The sequence below is a fragment of the [Enterobacter] lignolyticus SCF1 genome, from assembly GCF_000164865.1.
Lineage (GTDB): Bacteria > Pseudomonadota > Gammaproteobacteria > Enterobacterales > Enterobacteriaceae > Enterobacter_B > Enterobacter_B lignolyticus.
Genome location: NC_014618.1, coordinates 3519041 through 3532419 on the forward strand (window position 1 = coordinate 3519041; position 13379 = coordinate 3532419).

The window sequence follows — 13379 nt, forward strand, 5'->3', positions numbered from 1 at the left end:
GACCCGTAACGAATATCGGCGCTTCAAAAGAAGCCCTCGTCCAGCCCACCATCGTTGCATTATACGCACAATGCAAAAAATAGTGCCAAAACAGAGGTGGTATGAAAAACAGCTTCATACGTTATTACGGGTTCAGGACGCCAATCCTGGAGCCTGCTTTTCAGGTTCGAAGCGATAATACACCTGTATGCCCATCCAACAATTTCATTTATATGAATCTGGAAAGCTGCTCGCAAATGTGAAGTGCGCAACGAAAACAGCGGCAAAAGGCCGCTGTACCCGAACCTCTGCCGGGTGGCGCTACGCTTACCCGGCCTACAAAACTACAAAACCCTGGCGCCATCAGGCAAAGCGTGCGCCTTACACGCTAAACTGCCGGAACAGCGCCTTGCCTTTCAGCAGGCGCAGCCCAAGCCAGCCGCCGCACAGCGACAGCAGCACGCCGCCGAACAGCGGCAGCGTCACCCACAGCCGCCAGTCCGGCTCCCAGGGGAAGTCGAAGACCTTCGTTTGCAGCAGCGCCAGCGCCGTTTCCGCGCCGATGGCCGCCACCAGTCCCGACACCAGCCCCAGCAGCGCAAATTCAGCCCACAGCGTAGCGCGCAGCAGCGATTTACCGGCGCCGAGCGTGCGCCAGACCACCAGCTCCTGATGGCGCTGGCGCATCCCCACCTGCACCTGGGCCAGCAGCAGCAAAAGACCGCAGGCGGTCACCAGCACCACCATCACTTCCAGCGCCCGGCTCACCTGCCCCAGCACCTGTCCTACCTGCTTCAGGATGGCGCCGATATCCAGCAGGCTGACGGTCGGAAACTCGCGGTTAAGCTGGGTCAGCAGCGCCGCATCGCGATCCCAGCGGAAGCTGGTCAACCAGCTCTGCGGCTGGCCGTCCAGCGCGCCAGGCGGGAAAATAAAGTAAAAATTCGGCCGCAGGCTCTCCCAGTCCACCTTGCGCACACTGGTGACAGTCGCGCTGAAGTCCTGGGTATCGCCGGTAAAGGTCATCCGGTCGCCGAGGTTGATACGCAGGCGTTTTGCCAGCCCCTCTTCAATGGACACCTCCCCCGCTTTTGGCGGCCACTGCCCGGCCACCACCGTATTATGCTCAGGACGCGCGCTTTGCCACGTCAGGTTCAGCTCGCGGTTCAGCGCCTCTTCCGGGTTGCCCTCCGTCGGCTGGTGATTGATGGCCGTCAAACGCGCGCGCACGACGGGATAAAAAGCGGAGGGGATCACCTGATGCTCCGCCAGAAACACCTTCATCGGGCTAACCTGCTCGGGGGCGATATTGATCAGGAAGTAGTTCGGGCTGTCCGGCGGCAGTTGCTGCTGCCAGCGTTCGAGCAGGTCGCCGCGCAGCACCAGCAGGAGCGCCAGCAGCATAAACGAAAGCGAGAAGGCCGCCAGCTGGCTGAGGGTCGACCACGGCTGGCGCAGCAGACGGTTCACCGCCAGACGCAGCGGCAGCGCCTTCAGCGTCAGGCGCTTGAGCACATTGAGCAACAGCCAACCGACGACGCCGCACAACAGCGCCAGCACCACCGCCCCGGCCAGTACGGACCACAACAGCACGCTACCGCCCATCAGCCACGCCAGCAACAATACGACCACCACGCACGCCAGCGGAATGTAGATCTGCAGCGGCCAGACCTTCGCCACCACGTCGCGGCGCAGGACGCGCAGCGGCTGCGTCGCCAGCAATAGGCGCCAGGGGCGCAGCCCCACCAGCAGCGAAATCACCACCATCGCGCCCGTCGCCCACAGCCACGGCCAGAGGCTGGCCGGAGGAAGCGCCGCCGGCAGCACCGGTTTTAACAGCGCCATCAGAATATGTTCAAACAGCAGCCCCATCGCCCCGCCGGTCGCCAGCGACATCGCCAGCAGCAGAACCCACTGCCCGAGGATCAGCTTACGCAGCTGCGCGCGCCCCGCCCCCAGCGTTTTGAGGATCGCCACCAGGTCGTAGCGACTGCGGCAGTAGTGCCCCATCGCCACCGCAACGGCCGCCACCGCCAGCAACAGGGTCAGCAACGCCGAGAGCAGCAGAAACTGCTGAGAGCGCTCCAGCGATTTACCCAGCGCGCCCTCGTCCTGATTGAGGCCAATCCAGCGCTGCTCCGGGCTCAGCTGCGGGAGTAGCCACGCCTCATAGGCCGCAAGCGCTTCAGGGGTGCCGCCGAACTTATAGCGCCAGCTGACGCGGCTTCCCGGCTGCACCGCGCCGGTTTTTGCCACATCTGCCACGTTCATCATCAGCCGGGGCGCCATCTGGAACGGGTTAAAGCCCGAATCCGGCTCCTGGATAACGGCGCCGGCAATCCGCAATGTGGTATCGCCGACGTCGATCGTATCGCCGGTTTTCAGGTTCAGCAGCGCCATCAGCCTGGGGGCCAGCAGCACGCTGCCCGCCTGCGGCTTCAGACCCGGCGGCTCGGTTTGCAGCTCGCCGTACATCGGATAAACGTCGTCGACCGCCTTGACGCTGGCCAGCTGCGGCGTGTCTCCGGCGTAGGTCATCGTCGTGAAGTTCAGCTGTTCGCCCACCTTCAGCCCCAGCGCGCGGGCTTTGTCCAGCCACGCCTGCGGCGCGGGTTTGTCGGTACGCAGGGTGCGGTCGCCGGCCATAAAGTCGCGGCTCTGCTGGCTGAGCCCTTTGTCCATACGGTCGCTGATGCTGCCCAGCGCCAGCACGCAGGCCACCGCCAGGCTCAGCGCCATCCAGACAATCAGCAGCGACGGCGAACGCCACTCCCGCCAGAACCAGCGCGCAATCATGCTTCCTCCTGCAACTGCCCGTTATTCAGGCGCAGACGACGATCGCAGCGCGCCGCCAGCGTCAGGTCGTGCGTCACCAGAATCAGCGTGGTGCCGTGCTCGCGGTTAAGCGAAAACAGCAGATCGGCGATACGTTCGCCCGTCTGGCGGTCAAGATTACCGGTCGGTTCATCCGCGAACAGCAGCGACGGACGGCCGTTAAACGCGCGAGCCAGCGCCACGCGCTGCTGCTCGCCGCCGGAAAGCTGCGCCGGAAGGTGGTGCAAACGCTGGCCGAGCCCCAGCTGTTCCAGCAGCGCTTTGGCCCCCTGCCGCCCCTGGCGATCGCTTTCACCGCGCAGCAGCGCGGGAAGCTCTACGTTCTCCAGCGCGTTGAGCGTGGGGATCAGCATAAACGACTGGAAAACAAACCCGACATGCTCCGCGCGCAGCTTCGCCCGCGCCTCTTCATCCATCGCGTGCAAAGGCTGCCCAAGCAGCGTCACTTCACCGCTGCTGCCGTCGTCCAGCCCCGCCAGAATCGCCAGCAGCGTTGACTTGCCGGAGCCGGACTCGCCGATCAGCGCAATGGTCTGGCCCCGTTTGACAAGCAGCTCAACTCCGGTGAGGATGGAAAGCTCCTGCTCCCCCTGACCGACGGATTTCTTAAGATGATGAACTTCAAGTATGTTTTCCGCTGGCATGTGCCTTTCCTGTTCCTGGTTCTGTTAACCTGCCGCGCCGCGTTTGCCGACACCGTTCTGGTGTTAGGCGACAGCCTCAGCGCCGGTTACCGCATGGCGGCCAATGCCGCATGGCCCGCGCTGCTTAACGCCAAATGGCAGCCGAAAACCGACGTCATCAACGCCAGCATCAGCGGGGACACCTCACAGCAGGGGCTGGCGCGCCTGCCGGAGCTGCTAAAGCAGCATCAGCCCCGCTGGGTGCTGGTGGAGCTTGGCGGCAACGACGGCCTGCGCGGCTTTCCGCCGCAGCAGACGGAAGCGACGCTGCGCGCCATCCTTAAGGATATCGAAGCCGCCAACGCCAAACCGCTGCTGATGCAAATTCGGCTCCCGGCGAACTATGGTCGCCGTTATAATGCCTCTTTTAGCGCGATATATCCGAAGCTCGCCAGCGAATTTAATATTCCACTGCTCCCTTTCTTCATGGAAGAAGTCTATCTGAAACCGCAGTGGATGCAGGATGATGGTATTCACCCCAATCGTGACGCACAGCCGTTCATTGCCGACTGGATGGCGACACGCCTGGCTCCCTTAGTTAATCACGACTCCTGATAATCCGGGGTCGTCTTCAGGTAAAGTTATGCAAAAAACGGTCTTAATTACAGGATGTTCCAGCGGTATCGGTCTGGAAAGCGCGCTTGAGCTTAAACGTCAGGGATTTCGCGTGCTGGCCGCCTGCCGCAAACCGGACGATGTTGCCCGGATGTCGGCTTTAGGCCTGACCGGCATTCTGTTGGATCTGGACTCGCCGGACAGCGTCGAGCGGGCCGCCGATGAGGTCATCGCCCTGACGGAAAACCGGCTGTTCGGGATCTTCAATAACGCCGGATACGGGGTCTACGGCCCGCTGACCACGATCAGCCGCGCACAGCTGGAGCAGCAGTTTTCCACCAACTTTTTTGGCGCGCACCAGCTCACCCTGCGCCTGCTCCCGGCGATGCTGCCGCACGGCGAAGGGCGTATCGTGATGACCTCATCGGTGATGGGGCTTATCTCCACGCCAGGCCGCGGCGCCTATGCGGCCAGCAAATACGCGCTGGAGGCCTGGTCGGATGCGCTGCGTATGGAGCTGCGCTACAGCGGTATCAAGGTCAGCCTGATTGAACCGGGGCCGATTCGCACCCGCTTTACCGACAACGTTAACCAGACCGAGGCCGACAGGCCGGTCGAGAACCCGGGCATTGCCGCGCGCTTTACCCTTGGCCCGGAGGCGGTGGTGGAAAAAGTGCGCCACGCGTTTCTCAGCGACAAGCCGAAAATGCGCTATCCGGTGACGGTAGTGACTCACGTCGTGATGCTGCTCAAGCGCCTGCTGCCGGGCCGGATGATGGATAAAATCTTACAGGGCTGAGTTGAAGGCGCGCCGCGCTGCCCCCATGTAATGTAAAAATCGACAAACGAGATAATCACATGTCAGTACAGAATATCGTCAACATTACCGAAGCCAACCTGCACCAGACGCTGGAACAGTCTGTCGCCACCCCGGTGCTATTCTATTTCTGGTCCGCGCGCAGCCAGCACTGCGAGCAGCTGACGCCGGTGCTGGACACGTTGGCAGCCCAATACAACGGGCAGTTTATTCTCGCCAAAGTGGACTGCGACGCTGAACAGATGATCGCCTCGCAGTTTGGCCTGCGCGCCATCCCAACCGTGTACCTGTTCCAGAACGGCCAGCCGGTGGACGGCTTCCAGGGCCCGCAGCCGGAAGAGGCGATTCGCGCCCTGCTCGACAAGGTGCTGCCGCGCGAAGAAGAGCTGAAGGCGCAGGAAGCCATGGCGCTGATGCAGGAAGGCAAACACGCCGAAGCGCTGCCGCTGCTGAAAGAGGCCTGGCAGCTGTCCGGCCAGGACAGCCAGATTGGCCTGCTGCTGGCGGAAACCCAGATAGTTCTGCACCGGACAGAGGATGCGCAGATCACCCTGAAAACCATTCCGCTGCAGGATCAGGACACCCGCTACCAGGGGCTGGTCGCGCAGATTGAGCTGCTGAAACAGGCCGCCGACACCCCGGAAATTCAGCATCTGCAGCAACAGGTTGATGAAAATCCGGACGACGCCGCGCTGGCGTCGCAGCTGGCGCTGCAGCTGCATCAGGTCGGGCGTAACGAAGAGGCGCTGGCGCTGCTGTTCGGCCACCTCAAAAAGGATCTCGGCGCGGCGGACGGCCAAGCGCGTAAGATGTTCCAGGAGATCCTGGCGGCGCTGGGCACCGGCGACGCGCTGGCGTCACAGTATCGCCGTAAGCTGTACGCCCTGCTCTATTAATGAAAAACGCCCGGTGGCGCTAGCGCTTACCGGGCCTACAAAATACGACACGCGCTATGATTTCTTAAGCTGCGTCACCACCAGCTGATGGCGCGCGTTGTAGAACTTCCGGTAGGTCAGATAGCAGCCGATGATCGTTGACAGGCTGGCGGTCGACAGCAGCATGAAGGTCACCATAATCTGATACTTAATCGCTTTTACCGGGTCAATACCAGCGAAAATCAGCCCTGACATCATCCCCGGTAAGCTCACCAGCCCCACCGTTTTGGCCGAATCGACCGTCGGAATGAGCGATGCGCGAATGCTTTCGCGAATCAGCCGCGCCGAGGCCATCTTTGGCGTCGCCCCCAGGCTGAGCTTTTCCTGAATCTGCTGCTGCTCGCTGCGAAAGCGCTGTCCCAGGTTGTTGTAGCACAGCCCCACCGCCACCATCGCGTTACCGGCGATCATCCCGGAGATGGGGATCACCTGCATCGGCGTAAAGCTTATCGACCCCGAGAACACCAGCACCGCCAGGGTAAGCGCCGTGCCGGTAGTAATGGCAATAAACGACGATGTGAACGCCTTATCGATATATTTACTGCGCTTCTGGGCGTTCCACGCCGCGTTAAAACAGATAAACAGCACCATCAGCAGCGTCAGCACCGCGTGGTTGACGTTAAAGATGTACTTCAGCACGTAGCCGACAATCACCAGCTGCACAACCGCCCGGCAAATGCTCCAGATGATCTCTTTTTCCAGCGCCAGCTTTTCCCGGTAGCTGACGACAATGGCCACCAGCACCAGCACCAGCGCAAACGCCAGCGATCCGTTGGTAATATTATGCTCGCTCATGCGTGCTCTCCTGCATTGCGCCCGCATTCGCCGCCAGCGTAATGACGCTATCCGCATGGCGGATTTCGCCCCGATCGTGCGTGACCCACAGCACGGCAATATTTTTTTCCGCCGCGTAGTGGTGAATGATGTCGTTCACCTTATGCTTATTTTCTTCGTCCAGCGCGCTGGTAATTTCGTCAAGCAATAATACTTTTGGCAAAAACTGCAAATTACGAATGAGCGAGACCCGCTGTTTTTCTCCGCCGGAAAGTTCAGTGATTGATTTTTCCAGCGTCTCCGGCGCTAAGCCAAAGCGGGCTAAATCGGCGAGCAGCGCTTCTGGCTCCGGGCGCTTATTGCGGATTTGCCACGGAAAAATGAGATTGTCGTAAACGGTATCGCCAAACAGCACCGGCGTTTGCGTACAGTAGGAGACCTGCTGGCGATAGGCTTCCGGCGACAGGCGCTCGACGTCGTTTCCCTCAAACAGCAGCGTGCCGGAAGTGGGGCTAATCAGCGAAGCGATGATTTTGAGCAGCGTACTTTTACCACAGCCCGACGGGCCGGTAATCAGGGTGAATTCGCCTTCCCGCAGCGTCAGATTGATATCGCGCAAAATAGTATTATCGCCGACGCGATAACCCACCTGCTTTAATTGCAATATTTCCTTCATGATATATCCGTTTTTTTGCGTACTAAACCTTGCCTATTGTATCCGTTATTGTTTCGCAGCGCTGGGGATAAAAGATATACTTTATCTTAGGTCGTTCAGGTAAAAAAACAGGAGGTTTTTGATGCTCGTATTTATTCCCGTCATGATCTTTGTCGCGCTGGTGATTGTCGGCGCAGGGGTGAAGATTGTTCCTCAGGGCTTTCAGTGGACGGTTGAACGCTTCGGGCGTTACACCAAAACGCTGCAGCCGGGCCTGAGCCTCGTGGTGCCGTTTATGGACCGCATCGGCCGCAAGATCAATATGATGGAGCAGGTGCTCGACATCCCCTCGCAGGAAATCATCTCGAAAGATAACGCCAACGTCACCATTGACGCCGTCTGCTTTATCCAGGTGATCGACGCGCCGAAAGCCGCCTATGAGGTCAGCAATCTTGAGCTGGCGATCATCAACCTGACCATGACCAACATCCGTACGGTGCTCGGCTCCATGGAGCTCGACGAAATGCTCTCCCAGCGCGACAGTATTAACACCCGCCTGCTGCATATCGTGGATGAAGCCACCAATCCGTGGGGCATCAAGGTCACGCGTATCGAGATCCGCGACGTGCGCCCGCCTGCGGAACTGATTTCCTCGATGAACGCTCAGATGAAAGCGGAACGTACCAAACGCGCCTACATCCTCGAAGCCGAAGGGGTGCGTCAGGCGGAAATCCTCAAGGCGGAAGGGGAAAAGCAGTCGCAGATCCTCAAAGCCGAGGGCGAGCGCCAGTCGGCGTTCCTGCAGGCCGAGGCGCGCGAACGCTCCGCCGAGGCGGAAGCCCGCGCAACGCAGATGGTGTCTGAGGCGATCGCCGCCGGGGATATCCAGGCGGTGAACTACTTCGTGGCGCAGAAATACACCGAGGCGCTGCAGCAGATTGGCTCTGCCAATAACAGCAAGGTGGTGATGATGCCGCTCGACGCCAGCAGCCTGATGGGGTCGATCGCCGGGATCGCCGAGCTGGTCAAAGACAGCGCCAGCGCGCGGAAAAAACCATGATCGACGCGATCCTCACTCACCCGCATGTTTTCTGGCTAAGCCTTGGCGGGTTGCTGCTGGCGACGGAGATGCTGGGGGGAAACGGCTATCTGCTGTGGAGCGGCGTCGCGGCGCTCGTTACCGGGCTGCTGGTGTGGCTGCTGCCCGTCGGCTGGGAGTGGCAGGGCGCGCTGTTTGCGGTGCTGACGCTGCTCGCCGCCTGGCTGTGGTGGCGCTGGCTTACGGGCCGGGTCAGGCAGCAGAAAGCGACCGACAGCCATCTTAACCAGCGCGGCCAGCAGCTCGTCGGCATGCGCTTTACGCTCGACAGCGCCCTGAGCAATGGCCGCGGGCACATGCGCGTCGGCGACAGCTCGTGGCCGGTCAGCGCCGAAGACGATCTGCCCGCCGGCACCCACGTGGAGGTTATCGCGGTAGAGGGCATCGTGCTGCGCGTTCGCGCCTGCCCCCGCCGCTAGCCGACTAGTGGCTTGATCCTGCTTTGTGGTGGTGACAGCCGCCGGCGAGATTGTCGATTATCGGGCACTCGGCGCTGTCATCGCCAGGACAGGCTTCCGCCAATGTCAGCAGCTGCGTACGCATGTTCTGCAGCTCTTTGATGTGCCGCTCAATATCCGCCACCTTTTGCAGCGTCCGCGCTTTCACATCGGCGCTGTGCCGTTCTGGATCGTTAAACAGGTTCACCAGCTCGCCGCACTCTTCCAGATTAAACCCCACCTGCCGCGCCTGGCGCAGCAGCGTCAGCTCATCGAGGTGCTTTTGCGTGTAACTGCGGTAGCCGTTGTCGCCGCGCAGCGGCGGCGTCACCAGCCCTTTCTCTTCATAGAAGCGAATGGCTTTGCTGGTTAAACCGGTTTTTTTCGCTACATCGCTAATATTCACATTTCCTCCTTGACCTTCCCCTTGATGGAAGGTTTAACCTTCATAACAGTTAGATGAAAGCATTATGTCGGTCAATATCTGACCGGGTAATTATAAAGGAGTTTTGTTATGTCTCACACTATCGATCTGACGCTCGATGGCCTCTCCTGCGGCCACTGTGTTAAACGCGTGAAAGAGAGCCTGGAGCAACGTTCCGACGTTGAGCAGGCCGACGTCACCGTTACCGAAGCGCATATCACCGGCAGCGCCAGCGCTGAACAGCTGATTGAAACCATCAAACAGGCCGGATACGGCGCGGTCGTCAGCCACCCAAAGGCTAAACCGCTGGCAGAGTCATCAATCCCGTCGGAAGCACTGACAGCGGCCCCCCCAGAGCTTCCGGCAGCCGACGATATTGATGACAGCCAACAGCTGTTGATTAACGGTATGAGCTGCGCCAGCTGCGTCTCCCGGGTGCAAAACGCTCTTGCGGCGGTTCCGGGAGTGTCGCAGGCACGGGTAAACCTTGCGGAACGCACCGCGCTGGTCATGGGCAGTGCGTCCGCAGCAGAATTAGTGCAGGCGGTGGAGAAAGCGGGCTACGGCGCGGAGGCCATCGAAGATGACCAGGAACGCCGCGAACGCCAGCAGCAGACCGCCGTCGCCACCATGAAGCGTTTTCGCTGGCAGGCGATTGTCGCCCTCCTCGTCGGCCTGCCGGTGATGGTCTGGGGGATGATCGGCGACAACATGATGGTCACCGACGCGAACCAGTCTCTGTGGCTTGGCATCGGCCTGCTGACCCTCGCCGTGATGGTCTTCGCGGGCGGCCATTTTTACACCAGCGCGTGGAAGAGCCTGAGAAACGGTGCCGCCACCATGGATACGCTGGTTGCATTGGGTACCGGCGTGGCCTGGCTTTACTCCATGAGCGTCAACGTCTGGCCGCAGTGGTTCCCGATGGAGGCCCGGCACCTCTACTATGAGGCCAGCGCCATGATCATTGGTCTGATTAACCTCGGCCACATGCTGGAGGCCCGCGCCCGCCAGCGCTCGTCGAAAGCGCTGGAGAAACTGCTCGACCTGACGCCGCCAACCGCCCGGGTGGTCACCGAAGAGGGAGAAATCACCGTTCCTCTGGCGGACGTTCAGCCCGGTATGACGCTGCGCCTGACCACCGGCGACCGCGTCCCGGTGGATGGCGAAATTACCCAGGGCGAAGCCTGGTTTGACGAAGCGATGCTCACCGGCGAACCGGTGCCGCAGCAAAAAGGCGACAGCGAAAGCATTCACGCCGGGACCGTCGTCCAGGACGGCAGCGTGCTGTTCCGCGCAAGTCGCACGGGCAGCCATACCACGCTGTCGCGCATTATTCGCATGGTGCGCCAGGCGCAGAGCAGCAAGCCGGAAATCGGCCAGCTGGCGGACCGCATTTCGGCGGTGTTTGTTCCGACCGTGGTGGTTATCGCGCTGGTCAGCGCCGCCATCTGGTACTTTTTCGGCCCGGCGCCGCAAATTGTCTACACCCTGGTCATTGCCACCACGGTGCTGATCATCGCCTGCCCGTGCGCCCTCGGGCTGGCAACGCCGATGTCGATTATCGCGGGCGTAGGGCGCGCCGCCGAGTACGGCGTACTGGTGCGCGATGCCGATGCCCTGCAGCGCGCCAGCCAGCTGGACACGCTGGTGTTTGATAAAACCGGCACCCTGACGGAAGGGAAACCGCAGGTCGTCGCGGTCGTCACCGTGAACGGCGCGGAGGACGCCCAGGCCCTGCGTCTGGCCGCCGCCCTTGAGCAAGGCTCCAGCCACCCGCTGGCGCACGCCATTCTTGAGAAAGCCGCAGGCCAGACGTTGCCGCAGGTCAGCGACTTCCGCACCCTGCGCGGCCTTGGCGTCAGCGGCAGCGCGGAAGGCCGCGCCCTGCTGCTCGGCAACCAGGCGCTGCTCAACGAGCACAATGTGGATACCGCATCGCTTGCCGACGAGATTCAGGCGCAGGCCGCCCGCGGGGCGACGCCGGTGCTGCTGGCGATCGACGGCGTCGTCGCCGCGCTGCTGGCCGTGCGCGATCCGCTGCGCGAAGACAGCGTCAGCGCGCTGGCGCGCCTGCACCGTGAAGGCTATCGCCTGGTGATGCTCACCGGGGATAACCCCATCACCGCCAACGCGATCGCCAAAGAGGCGGGTATTGATGAGGTCATCGCCGGCGTGCTGCCGGACGGTAAAGCCGAAGCGATTAAAAAGCTGCAGGCGGAAGGTCGCCAGGTGGCGATGGTCGGCGACGGCATCAACGACGCCCCGGCCCTGGCCCAGGCGGAGGTCGGGATTGCGATGGGCGGCGGCAGCGACGTCGCTATCGAAACCGCGGCGATAACCCTGATGCGCCATAGCCTGGTCGGCGTTGCCGATGCATTGGCGATTTCGCGCGCGACGCTGCGCAACATGAAGCAGAACCTGCTGGGGGCGTTTATCTACAACTCGCTCGGCATCCCGATTGCGGCGGGCATTCTCTGGCCGCTGACCGGCACCCTGCTGAACCCGGTGGTGGCCGGCGCGGCGATGGCGCTGTCGTCCATTACCGTGGTCAGCAACGCCAACCGCCTGCTGCGCTTCAAACCTAAAGCATAGCCCTAACCCCCGCCTCGTTTGAGGCGGGGGTTAGCATTGCGCCTCCCGGGGCAACGCGCTAGCATGAGCCTTTCATCACGGAGCGCGTATGAGCCTGTTAAACAGAATAAAAATGCTGTGGCGAACCCTCTGCGGGGCGTCTTATTCCTGGCCCGCGCTGGATGTTATCCTTCCTGGCAACCGCCACCTTCACCTTGTCGGCAGCATCCATATGGGTACCCGCGATATGTCCCCGCTGCCTCCCCAGCTGCTGAAAAAGATCCGCCAGGCCGATGCGCTGATCGTCGAAGCCGATGTCTCCGGCAGCGACAGCCCCTTTGGCTCGCTTCCTGACTACCCGCCGCTGGCCGGGCGCCTGGCGGCCGACGTACTCCAGAAGCTGGAAAAACAGGCCGACGAGCTGGGTCTGTCGCTCGCCCTCTTCGACAACCAGCCGCTGTGGCAGATAGCCATGGTGCTGCAGGCGACCCAGGCGCAAACGCTGGGGCTGCGCGCCGATTACGGTATTGATTATCAGATGTTGAACAGCGTACGCGGTACGGATACCCGGGTGATTGAGCTGGAGGGGGCGGAGAATCAGGTGGCACTACTGCGTCAGCTGCCGGACGACGGGCTTTCGCTGCTGGAAGATACGCTCACCCACTGGCACACCAACGCCCGGCTGCTGCAGGTGATGATCGGCTGGTGGCTGGAGCAGCCGCCGACCAACGCCGCAGCGCCGCTGCCCAATACCTTTAGCGAAACGCTGTATGATGTGCTGATGCATCAGCGCAACCTGGCGTGGCGCGATATGCTGCTGGCCCTGCCGCCGGGGCGCTACGTGGTGGCCGTCGGCGCGCTGCATCTGTACGGCGAGGGCAATCTGCCCGCCATGCTGGCTGCCGCGATAAAATAAAAAAAATGGCCAATATTTCTATTGGCCCGTCAAAGAGGAATTTCATCGTTATTATTATCCCGGAGTTCGCACTCCGGATCTTCCGATTGTCGCTCAAAGTAACCATCACTGCCAACACTATTGCGCAAGATAATACTATTTTTTCAGCAACCATCAGGCGTATGCTTGTCGCACTTCAGATAGGCAGTAAGAAGGATGGTTATGACTCCCGCCGTTAAGCTACTCGAAAAAAACAAGATTCCGTTTCAGATCCACACCTACGATCACGATCCTAACGAAACCAACTTTGGTGATGAGGTGGTGCGTAAGCTGGGGCTGAACGCGGATCGGGTCTATAAAACGCTGCTGGTCGCCATGAATGGCGATATGAAGCAGCTGGCCGTCGCGGTCACGCCGGTCGCCACGCAGCTCGATCTGAAAAAAGTCGCCAAAGCGCTGGGCGCGAAAAAGGTGGATATGGCCGATCCCATGGTGGCGCAGCGCACCACGGGGTACCTGGTCGGCGGCATCAGCCCGCTCGGTCAGAAGAAGCGCCTGCCGACGCTAATTGACGCGCCTGCCCAAACGTTTGATACGATCTATGTGTCCGGCGGTAAGCGCGGCCTGGATATTGAACTGGCGGCGGACTCTCTGGCGAAAATGCTGGATGCCAAATTTGCGGATATCGCGCGCAGGGATTAACAGCACCCGGTGAGCATC

The 13379-nt window shown here is 61.1% G+C and carries 13 protein-coding genes; 8 read left to right on the forward strand and 5 right to left on the reverse strand.

The features are described from left to right. Nucleotides 1-360: 360 nt before the first annotated feature. Together ybbP and ybbA are read right to left on the reverse strand one after the other, a co-directional pair. Complete coding sequence (ybbP, locus tag ENTCL_RS16445; RefSeq protein ID WP_013367272.1) at nt 361-2775, reverse strand: putative ABC transporter permease subunit YbbP; 2415 nt, start codon at nt 2773-2775, stop codon at nt 361-363. Then, the gene (gene ybbA, locus ENTCL_RS16450; protein WP_013367273.1) at nt 2772-3458 is read right to left on the reverse strand and encodes a putative ABC transporter ATP-binding protein YbbA; all 687 of its coding nucleotides are present in this window, start codon (nt 3456-3458) and stop codon (nt 2772-2774) included. The genes ybbP and ybbA overlap by 4 nt, the downstream gene beginning before the upstream one ends. Here ybbA and tesA point away from each other — a divergent pair. Genes tesA through ENTCL_RS16465 form a run of 3 tightly spaced genes read left to right on the forward strand, consistent with a single transcriptional unit; the run spans nt 3426 to nt 5765 of the window. Next, nucleotides 3426-4052: a multifunctional acyl-CoA thioesterase I/protease I/lysophospholipase L1 gene (gene tesA / locus ENTCL_RS16455; protein ID WP_125451923.1), complete on the forward strand. Its 627-nt coding sequence runs from the start codon at nt 3426-3428 to the stop codon at nt 4050-4052. The genes ybbA and tesA overlap by 33 nt on opposite strands. A 28-nt stretch (nt 4053-4080) precedes the next feature. Then, nucleotides 4081-4851: an SDR family oxidoreductase gene (locus ENTCL_RS16460; protein WP_013367275.1), complete on the forward strand. Its 771-nt coding sequence runs from the start codon at nt 4081-4083 to the stop codon at nt 4849-4851. A gap of 59 nt (nt 4852-4910) precedes the next feature. Continuing rightward, nucleotides 4911-5765 (forward strand): co-chaperone YbbN, encoded by an 855-nt coding sequence (locus ENTCL_RS16465; RefSeq protein ID WP_013367276.1) that lies wholly within the window; start codon nt 4911-4913, stop codon nt 5763-5765. Between the two features lie 54 nt (nt 5766-5819). On the opposite strand, the gene fetB is transcribed toward ENTCL_RS16465, so the two are convergent. Both fetB and fetA read right to left on the reverse strand, forming a co-directional pair. Beyond that, entirely contained in the window at nt 5820-6599 is a 780-nt protein-coding gene (fetB, locus tag ENTCL_RS16470; protein WP_013367277.1) for an iron efflux ABC transporter permease subunit FetB, read from the reverse strand. After that, on the reverse strand, nt 6586-7254 hold the full coding sequence (fetA, locus tag ENTCL_RS16475; RefSeq protein ID WP_013367278.1) for an iron efflux ABC transporter ATP-binding subunit FetA: 669 nt from the start codon (nt 7252-7254) through the stop codon (nt 6586-6588). Before fetA ends, fetB begins: the two co-directional genes overlap by 14 nt. Nucleotides 7255-7375: 121 nt before the next feature. Here fetA and ENTCL_RS16480 point away from each other — a divergent pair, with 121 nt between their 5' ends. Continuing rightward, nucleotides 7376-8293, forward strand: coding sequence for an SPFH domain-containing protein (locus ENTCL_RS16480; protein ID WP_013367279.1), 918 nt, complete (start codon nt 7376-7378; stop codon nt 8291-8293). Continuing rightward, nucleotides 8290-8751 (forward strand): NfeD family protein, encoded by a 462-nt coding sequence (locus ENTCL_RS16485; RefSeq protein ID WP_013367280.1) that lies wholly within the window; start codon nt 8290-8292, stop codon nt 8749-8751. Before ENTCL_RS16480 ends, ENTCL_RS16485 begins: the two co-directional genes overlap by 4 nt. A gap of 4 nt (nt 8752-8755) precedes the next feature. Here ENTCL_RS16485 and cueR read toward each other — a convergent pair whose 3' ends face one another. Further along, nucleotides 8756-9175, reverse strand: a complete 420-nt coding sequence (gene cueR / locus ENTCL_RS16490; RefSeq protein ID WP_013367281.1) for a Cu(I)-responsive transcriptional regulator — start codon at nt 9173-9175, stop codon at nt 8756-8758. A gap of 108 nt (nt 9176-9283) precedes the next feature. Here cueR and copA point away from each other — a divergent pair, with 108 nt between their 5' ends. From copA to ybaK, 3 genes are all read left to right on the forward strand, one after another. Continuing rightward, entirely contained in the window at nt 9284-11785 is a 2502-nt protein-coding gene (copA, locus tag ENTCL_RS16495) for a copper-exporting P-type ATPase CopA (protein ID WP_013367282.1), read from the forward strand. Nucleotides 11786-11873: 88 nt separating this feature from the next. Beyond that, a complete protein-coding gene (locus ENTCL_RS16500; RefSeq protein ID WP_013367283.1) occupies nt 11874-12680 on the forward strand; it encodes a TraB/GumN family protein in 807 nt (268 codons plus the stop codon). A gap of 201 nt (nt 12681-12881) precedes the next feature. Then, entirely contained in the window at nt 12882-13361 is a 480-nt protein-coding gene (gene ybaK / locus ENTCL_RS16510; RefSeq protein WP_013367284.1) for a Cys-tRNA(Pro)/Cys-tRNA(Cys) deacylase YbaK, read from the forward strand. Nucleotides 13362-13379: the final 18 nt, after the last annotated feature.

What these genes read in the sequence shown, in the direction of transcription:
- ybbP (WP_013367272.1), bottom strand. Translation starts at nt 2,775, where the DNA reads ATGATTGCGCGCTGGTTCTGGCGGGAGTGGCGTTCGCCGTCGCTGCTG.
- ENTCL_RS16480 (WP_013367279.1), top strand. Translation starts at nt 7,376, where the DNA reads ATGCTCGTATTTATTCCCGTCATGATCTTTGTCGCGCTGGTGATTGTC.
- ENTCL_RS16485 (WP_013367280.1), top strand. Translation starts at nt 8,290, where the DNA reads ATGATCGACGCGATCCTCACTCACCCGCATGTTTTCTGGCTAAGCCTT.
- ENTCL_RS16465 (WP_013367276.1), top strand. Translation starts at nt 4,911, where the DNA reads ATGTCAGTACAGAATATCGTCAACATTACCGAAGCCAACCTGCACCAG.
- ybaK (WP_013367284.1), top strand. Translation starts at nt 12,882, where the DNA reads ATGACTCCCGCCGTTAAGCTACTCGAAAAAAACAAGATTCCGTTTCAG.
- fetB (WP_013367277.1), bottom strand. Translation starts at nt 6,599, where the DNA reads ATGAGCGAGCATAATATTACCAACGGATCGCTGGCGTTTGCGCTGGTG.
- tesA (WP_125451923.1), top strand. Translation starts at nt 3,426, where the DNA reads ATGATGAACTTCAAGTATGTTTTCCGCTGGCATGTGCCTTTCCTGTTC.
- ybbA (WP_013367273.1), bottom strand. Translation starts at nt 3,458, where the DNA reads ATGCCAGCGGAAAACATACTTGAAGTTCATCATCTTAAGAAATCCGTC.
- ENTCL_RS16460 (WP_013367275.1), top strand. Translation starts at nt 4,081, where the DNA reads ATGCAAAAAACGGTCTTAATTACAGGATGTTCCAGCGGTATCGGTCTG.
- fetA (WP_013367278.1), bottom strand. Translation starts at nt 7,254, where the DNA reads ATGAAGGAAATATTGCAATTAAAGCAGGTGGGTTATCGCGTCGGCGAT.
- copA (WP_013367282.1), top strand. Translation starts at nt 9,284, where the DNA reads ATGTCTCACACTATCGATCTGACGCTCGATGGCCTCTCCTGCGGCCAC.
- ENTCL_RS16500 (WP_013367283.1), top strand. Translation starts at nt 11,874, where the DNA reads ATGAGCCTGTTAAACAGAATAAAAATGCTGTGGCGAACCCTCTGCGGG.